Genomic DNA, 6,937 nt, shown 5'->3' on the forward strand with positions numbered 1-6,937 from the left:
AATAATTCATTAATAATTAACAGGTTAATTAAATCATAAGGATTGAAATATGAACGTTCGTTTAGCTGTATTACTTATTGCCGTTGCATCATCATTTTCTGCTGTAGCCGCTTCAGAGAGTGACATTCAGGATGCAAAAGTTATCACTGTCACTACTGATGTCGTATCTGGTCACCTTCACATTGCCAATGGTCGTAACTGCTTGTCTGAGAATGCACAGGGAAAGCCGGCACTGTTAGCTTGTGAGAGCGCAGAGAAAGTCAGCCCTGAAAAAAGTACTGTTCGTTACATCGTACTGAAAAGCGGTCAATGCCTGTCTGATGCAGGTGGCGCAACACCGGTCATGGCCGTCTGTGATTTTCAGGATAAGAAGCAGCAGTGGACAGCCCTTCAAGGTATTGGTACGGATGTCCGTAATATGGCATCAAATAAGTGCCTGACGACCGCAGGGCTGGATAAGCCGGTGACGATGGCTGCATGTGGTGGCCTGCCAACTCAGAATTGGACATTACCTCAGTAAAGTAGCATTACAGGTGGCATTCATTGAGTGCCATCGATAATGCACAACCTAAGCCACTAGCCTAATAAGTTGGTGGCTTTTCTATTGGAGTAATGCCGTGCCACCCAGAATACCGCGCGCCTGCCGTAAGCATGGGTGCCGCAACACTACAATTCACAGTTCTGGTTATTGTCCTGAGCATCAGAATACCGGATGGGAGAATCACCAGCAGGGCAAGACCAGGCATGAGCGTGGCTATGGTACTAACTGGGATAAGTTGAAACCACTGATAAAGGCCAGAGACAAAGGGCTGTGCCAACAGTGCTTGCGTGAAGGTCTGGTGGTATCGGGTACAACGGTCGATCACATCAGAGCTAAGGCTCACGGTGGCACTGATGACCCATCCAACCTCGAACTGTTGTGCTGGCCACACCATAGAAAGAAGACTGCGACCGAACGAATCAAGTGATAATGATTATCAACATCACCAATGTGAGCACCAAAACGGTGCATCATCACATCAAATGAGAATCAATATCATCAATGGGAGGGGGGATCGAATCTCTGCAGCCCTTGTCCTACCGTACCGCCAGCCTCGTCAAATTTTTACACGTCCGAAATAAGAAATCTTTTTTCGATAATTTTTAACATTTGGAGTCATCAATGGGAACAGCGATGAGGGCTGCTGGTGGGGGACGAAAACAGAATTTACCCACCAAAAATAAAAGCAGTCTGACCCGAATTGCTCCCCCAAAAGAATTATTGAGCGAGACGGCGATCGGACTTTGGAAAACGCAAAGCAAAATCCTGATCGAGCGTGGCACGTTCGAGTTAGAAGATGCACCTCTGTTACTTGCCTACTGCAATTCCTTTCACCTGATGATTACCGCTGAAAAAGTTATCACCAAACTGGCTCTCAACGATCTTGAGAACTTGGGTCTGGCAGATCTCGGCGGTACCGGTGGATTAAAAAAACATCCGGCAGTTGCCGTCCGTAACGACTGTGTTTCTCAACTGGCGCGCCTCGGCTCGCTGCTCGGTCTAGATCCCCTTAGCCGAATAAGAATGACCGGGGGAAGTTCACCAGAGGAAGAAGAGAACGAATTCGACGAGTTTTAACTATGGCAACATACCCTCACGTAAATGCAGCAAATCAGTATGCGCGGGATGTGGTCAGCGGAAAGATAATTGCGGGTTTATATGTCATTGCCGCCTGTCAGCGTCACATTGATGATCTGGCTGAGTCCAAAAATAAAAATTACCCATACCGGTTTGATAAAGATAAAGCAGAGCGGGCCTGTCGGTTTATTGGGTTAATGCCCCACACCAAAGGCGAGTGGGCCAGAAAACGGCTAAAAATAAAACTAGAGCCTTGGCAGCAATTTATCTTTGCTGTTGGCTTCGGTTGGCTAAAGAAGAAAAACAAACTCCGTCGCTTCACTGAGATTTATGTCGAGGTGCCTCGGAAAAACGGTAAATCCCTGATTGCCGCTGGCGTTGGTAATTATATGTTCTGTGCTGATGGGGAGTTTGGCGCGGAAGTTTATTGTGGTGCGGTGACAGAAAAGCAGGCGTGGAAGGTATTTCAGCCCGCATTGCTGATGGTGCAAAAACTGCCTGCGATGCGGAAGAAATTTTCCATCAAGCCGTGGGCTAAAAAAATGACTCGCCCGGACGGTTCGGTATTTGAACCTGTTATCGGTGATCCGGGTGATGGTGATTCGCCGTCATGCGCCATCATTGACGAGTATCACGAGCATGCTACGGATTCATTGTATACCACGATGACCACTGGCATGGGTTCGCGAAGCCAGCCAATGACGCTGATCATTACCACGGCAGGTTTTGATATGCAGTCGCCGTGTTATGAAAAGCGCACACAAATTGTAGAAATATTGGAGGGGATCCGCAAAGGCGGTGAAAGTGATCATATCTTCGGGATTATTTATACCCTTGATAAAGATGATGATTGGACCAAGCCGGAAGCCTTAGCAAAGGCCAACCCCAACATGGGGGTATCCATTGAACCCGATTTTCTGCGGGCTAAACAGCAACTGGCAATTTCCACACCCAGTCAGACAAACAAGATTAAAACCAAACACTTCAACATTTGGGTAACGGCTAAATCAGCTTATTACAATATGGAGAAGTGGAAGGATGCAACGGATAAATCGCTCACCTTAGAGCAGTTTAACGGGGAAGAGTGCTATCTCGGTATCGACCTGGCTTCCAAGCTGGACTTGAACTGCGCTTGCCCAATATTCATGCGGGAAATAAACGGCAGGAAGCATTATTACTGTGTCGGCGCGATGTTCTGGGCACCGGAAGATACTATTTATTCAACAGCAACTGAGCTAAAACGCACCGCAGAACGTTATCAAAATTTCGTTCAGCAGGGCTTTTTAATCCCCACGGACGGCGCGGAAGTGGATAACCGGCTTATTTTTGAAACAATATCCAAGTTGAATAAGCAGGTAAAAATAGTTTCTTCCCCCATTGACCCACATGGCGCAACCAGCCTCTCACATCTTTTGGATGAAGAGGGGGTGTCGCCCATTATCATCACGCAAAACTTTACCAATATGAGTGATCCAATGCGGGAGATTGAGGCGGCTCTTGCTGCCGGGCGTTTCCATCACGACGGCAATCCCATTATGCAGTGGTGCATGACAAACGTTATTGGTCGGTATTATCCCGGCAGTGACGATCGCGTCCGACCCACTAAGCAAGGCGATGAAAACAAGATAGACGGAGCTGTTGCGGGGATTATGGCTGTTGGTCGGGCAATGCTGAACGACATTGAAAAATCTCTTTCTGATCACCTTATTTCTCACGGAATACGCTCTCTTTAAAGGCAACTCTATGATCCAATTCCTGACAATTTTGTCCTTAATCGTGGGGCTTATCGGTGCTGCACTGCTTTCCTATGGTGCGTGGTTGATTCTCCCTGCTATGGGTTTTTCGGTTGCTGGTGGTTTATGCCTCGCATGGTCTTATCTGGTTTCCAGATCGGTGGCTCAAAAACCCAATGACAATGACGGAGGGGCTTAATGTTTTTTCCAAATATGTTTAAGTCCGCACCGGATACTGCCCGCGTGACCACTCCCGCTGAATTAGCCGAGATAGTGGGCATGACTTACGACACCTACACCGGTTTGAGAGTTAGCAGCCAAAAGGCGATGCGCCTTACTGCGGTGTTTGGTTGTATTCGTGTTCTGGCTGAGTCAGTCGGTATGTTGCCTTGCAACCTTTATAAATCAGCGAACGGTCGGCGGGAAAAAGTCCCAAAAGAGCGGCTCTCAAAACTCTTATCTCTCAAGCCTAATGGATACATGACCCCGCAGGAGTTCTGGGAACTACTGATTGTTTGCTTATGTCTTCGCGGCAACTTCTACGCCTATAAAGTCAAAGCGCTAGGTGAGGTGGTGGAGTTATTGCCACTCGACCCTGGCAGCGTTGAACCTAAGCTGAATAGCCAGTGGGAACCGGTATACCGAGTCACCTTTCCAGATGGCACCACAGACGTTCTATCGCAAGATGATATTTGGCATGTTCGTATTCTCACACTTGATGGGCTTAATGGATTAAACCCCATAGCCTATGCTCGCGAAGCGATATCGTTGGGATTGGCCACTGAAGAACACGGCTCGCGGCTATTCAAAAATGGCGCAGTGACATCAGGTGTTCTACGGACTGAACAGGCTTTGAGTGATGCGGCGTATGCGCGGCTTAAGGGCGATTTTGAGGGTAGGCACTCTGGGCTGGAAAATGCCCATAAGCCAATGATCCTTGAGATGGGCCTCGACTGGAAAGCGATGGGAATGAACGCTGAAGATAGCCAGTTCCTTGAAACCCGTAAATTTCAACTTGAAGAGATATGTCGCCTGTTTCGGGTTCCCATGCATCTGGTGCAAAACACCGACCATGCAACATTCAGTAATATTGAGAATCTCGGTATTGGTTTTATTAATTATTCTTTGGTGCCTTACCTCACCCGGATTGAGCAACGTATCAATATCGGTCTGGTGCGCGAATCAAAGCAGGGTGAATTTTACGCCAAATTCAATGCTGGGGCGTTATTACGGGGAGATATGAAGTCTCGTTTTGAGTCTTATGCGACCGGGATTAACTGGGGCATATTCTCCCCGAATGACTGCCTCGAACTGGAAGATAGAAACCCTCGTCCAGGCGGTGACATCTACCTCACGCCGATGAATATGACCACCAAACCGCAAGAAAGCAAAACCAAACCTACTGAGGAACAAAAGCATGCTGACTAAGCAACGCATGGATTTCCCGCTAAAGCTGAAATCAGTCAGTGACTCGGGAGAGTTTGAGGGCTACGGCTCAGTCTTTGGCGTGAAAGACAGCTATGACGATATTGTTGTACCGGGTGCTTTCATCAAATCACTGAATGCATGGCGAGATAAAAACGCCCTGCCTGCCATGTTATGGCAGCACCGTATGGATGAGCCGATCGGCATTTATACCGAAATGAAAGAGGATGATGTTGGACTATTCGTCAAGGGGCGATTGTTAATTGACGATGACCCACTCGCCAAACGCGCTCACGCACACATGAAGGCCGGTTCTTTAACCGGCCTTTCTATTGGATACATGCTCAAGGATTGGGAGTATGACCGCAATAAAGAAGCGTATTTACTGAAGGAAGTCGATCTGTGGGAAGTCAGCCCAGTGACATTTCCGTCTAACGATGAGGCGCGGGTCAGTGATGTGAAATCTGCTTTTGCCCGTGGTGAAACCCCATCCCCTAAAAGTATTGAAAGAGTCCTGCGCGACGTTGGGCTTTCTCGCACTCAGGCCAAAGCATTTATGGCTGAAGGATATGGCGCAATCTCTCTGCGTGATGCAGATGAGGTTAATAACGCGCTTAATGCACTGAAATCTATTAAATTTTAATTTGGAGAATTACCCATGGCTGTTGAAATCAAAGATGTAGAGCAGGTCGCGCAGGAACTTAATCAGAAATTCTCTGAGTTTAAAGAGAAAAACGATAAACGCCTTGATGCGGTTGAGCAGGAAAAAGGCAAACTGGCTGGGGAAGTGGAGACGCTTAACGTCAAACTGACCGAGCTGGATAACTTAAAGGCCAGCTTGGAAGAAGAAATTAAGTCACTGAAGCGTCCAGGCGGCGGTACCAACACCAAAACAGCGACCGAGCACAAATCTGCCTTTATGCAGTTTGTTCGCAAGGGCAAAGAAGATGGACTGCGTGAGCTTGAACAAAAAGCGCTGAATACCGGTACTGATGCAGATGGTGGCTATGCAGTGCCTGAAGAGTTAGATCGTACCTTGCTGGATATCCTGAAAGATGAAGTGATCATGCGTCAGGAATCTACTGTAATTACCGTGGGTACCAGTGACTATAAGAAACTAGTGAATTTGCACGGTGCAGGTTCCGGCTGGGTTGGCGAGCAAGCGGAGCGCCCAGCCACCGGCACACCGCGTTTAGAGCAAATCATTCCATTTATGGGCGAGATCTACGGTAACCCGCAAGCGACTCAAACCATGTTGGATGATGCTTTCTTTAATGTGGAAACGTGGATTAATGACTCTTTGAGCATGGAATTCTCCGAACAGGAAGAAATTGCATTCACAAATGGTAGTGGCGTGCTGAAACCTAAAGGTTTTCTCGCTTATGCATCTACTGATGAAAAGGATAGCGTGCGGGCATTTGGCAAACTACAGCATCTTCTTTCTGGTGCGGTATCTGGGGTTACGGCTGATAGTATTATTCAGATGATTTACACCTTACGTAAAGTTCACCGTAAAGGTGCTAAGTTTATGATGAATAACAACTCATTGTTCAAAATCCGCATTTTGAAAGATGAGCGTGGTGATTACCTGTGGCGTCCAGGCTTAGAGCTTGATCAGCCGTCTATGTTGGCCGGTTATGGTATTGCTGAAAATGAGCAAATGCCGGATATCGCTGCAGATGCCAAAGCGATTGCATTCGGTAACTTCAAGCGCGGTTACACCATTGTTGACCGTATCGGCACTCGTATTCTTCGTGATCCTTACACTAACAAACCGTTTGTTGGTTTCTATACCACTAAGCGTACTGGTGGGATGCTGGCTGATTCTCAGGCTATCAAGCTGCTGAAAATCGGCGCTGCTGCATAACATTGCCAATTAATCCAATGGGGCCTGATGGCCCCTTTCTTTTGAGGTGTCTATGCACAAACTGACTAAAAACCTTGATTGGTCCCCTGATGGTTGCCACGTTGAAACCCTGCCTGCGGGTGAATATGAAGAGTTGCCCGCCCGCGTTCTGGTCATTGCTTCACAGTTAAACATTCTGGAATTGGTTGACGCCCAGTTGCTGGGGCAAAAAGCTGATGAGCAGCCAGAGCAGCCAGAGCAGCCAGAGCAGCCAGAGCAGCCAGAGCAGCCAGAGCAGCCAGAGCAGCCAGAGCA

Annotated in this window: 9 protein-coding genes; all 9 read left to right on the plus strand. The window is 47.8% G+C overall.

Going from position 1 to position 6,937, the window contains the following annotated elements; translation table 11 throughout:
* Positions 1–49 precede the first annotated feature (49 nt).
* Positions 50–520, plus strand: a complete 471-nt coding sequence (locus V2A85_RS20865) for a ricin-type beta-trefoil lectin domain protein (RefSeq protein WP_420072254.1) — start codon at positions 50–52, stop codon at positions 518–520.
* 97 nt (positions 521–617) lie between these two features.
* The gene (locus V2A85_RS20870; protein ID WP_420072255.1) at positions 618–968 is read left to right on the plus strand and encodes an HNH endonuclease; all 351 of its coding nucleotides are present in this window, start codon (positions 618–620) and stop codon (positions 966–968) included.
* A 194-nt stretch (positions 969–1,162) separates the two neighbouring features.
* Positions 1,163–1,618 (plus strand): P27 family phage terminase small subunit, encoded by a 456-nt coding sequence (locus tag V2A85_RS20875; RefSeq protein ID WP_019083770.1) that lies wholly within the window; start codon positions 1,163–1,165, stop codon positions 1,616–1,618.
* A gap of 2 nt (positions 1,619–1,620) precedes the next feature.
* Positions 1,621–3,351 (plus strand): terminase large subunit, encoded by a 1,731-nt coding sequence (locus V2A85_RS20880; RefSeq protein ID WP_420072256.1) that lies wholly within the window; start codon positions 1,621–1,623, stop codon positions 3,349–3,351.
* Positions 3,352–3,361: 10 nt separating this feature from the next.
* Entirely contained in the window at positions 3,362–3,550 is a 189-nt protein-coding gene (locus tag V2A85_RS20885; RefSeq protein ID WP_050090186.1) for a hypothetical protein, read from the plus strand.
* Positions 3,550–4,779 carry a phage portal protein gene (locus V2A85_RS20890; RefSeq protein WP_050090188.1) on the plus strand — a complete coding sequence of 410 codons (1,230 nt, stop codon included), beginning with the start codon at positions 3,550–3,552 and terminating at the stop codon, positions 4,777–4,779. Before V2A85_RS20885 ends, V2A85_RS20890 begins: the two co-directional genes overlap by 1 nt.
* On the plus strand, positions 4,769–5,419 hold the full coding sequence (locus V2A85_RS20895) for an HK97 family phage prohead protease (RefSeq protein ID WP_219641976.1): 651 nt from the start codon (positions 4,769–4,771) through the stop codon (positions 5,417–5,419). Before V2A85_RS20890 ends, V2A85_RS20895 begins: the two co-directional genes overlap by 11 nt.
* A gap of 15 nt (positions 5,420–5,434) precedes the next feature.
* Entirely contained in the window at positions 5,435–6,643 is a 1,209-nt protein-coding gene (locus V2A85_RS20900) for a phage major capsid protein (RefSeq protein ID WP_420072257.1), read from the plus strand.
* 52 nt (positions 6,644–6,695) lie between these two features.
* On the plus strand, positions 6,696–6,937 hold a 242-nt coding region (locus V2A85_RS20905; protein ID WP_420072258.1), incomplete at its 3' end, for a hypothetical protein.

The sequence above is a fragment of the Yersinia sp. 1252 StPb PI genome (assembly GCF_048593885.1).
In the GTDB taxonomy this organism is placed as follows: Bacteria; Pseudomonadota; Gammaproteobacteria; order Enterobacterales; family Enterobacteriaceae; genus Yersinia; species Yersinia enterocolitica_E.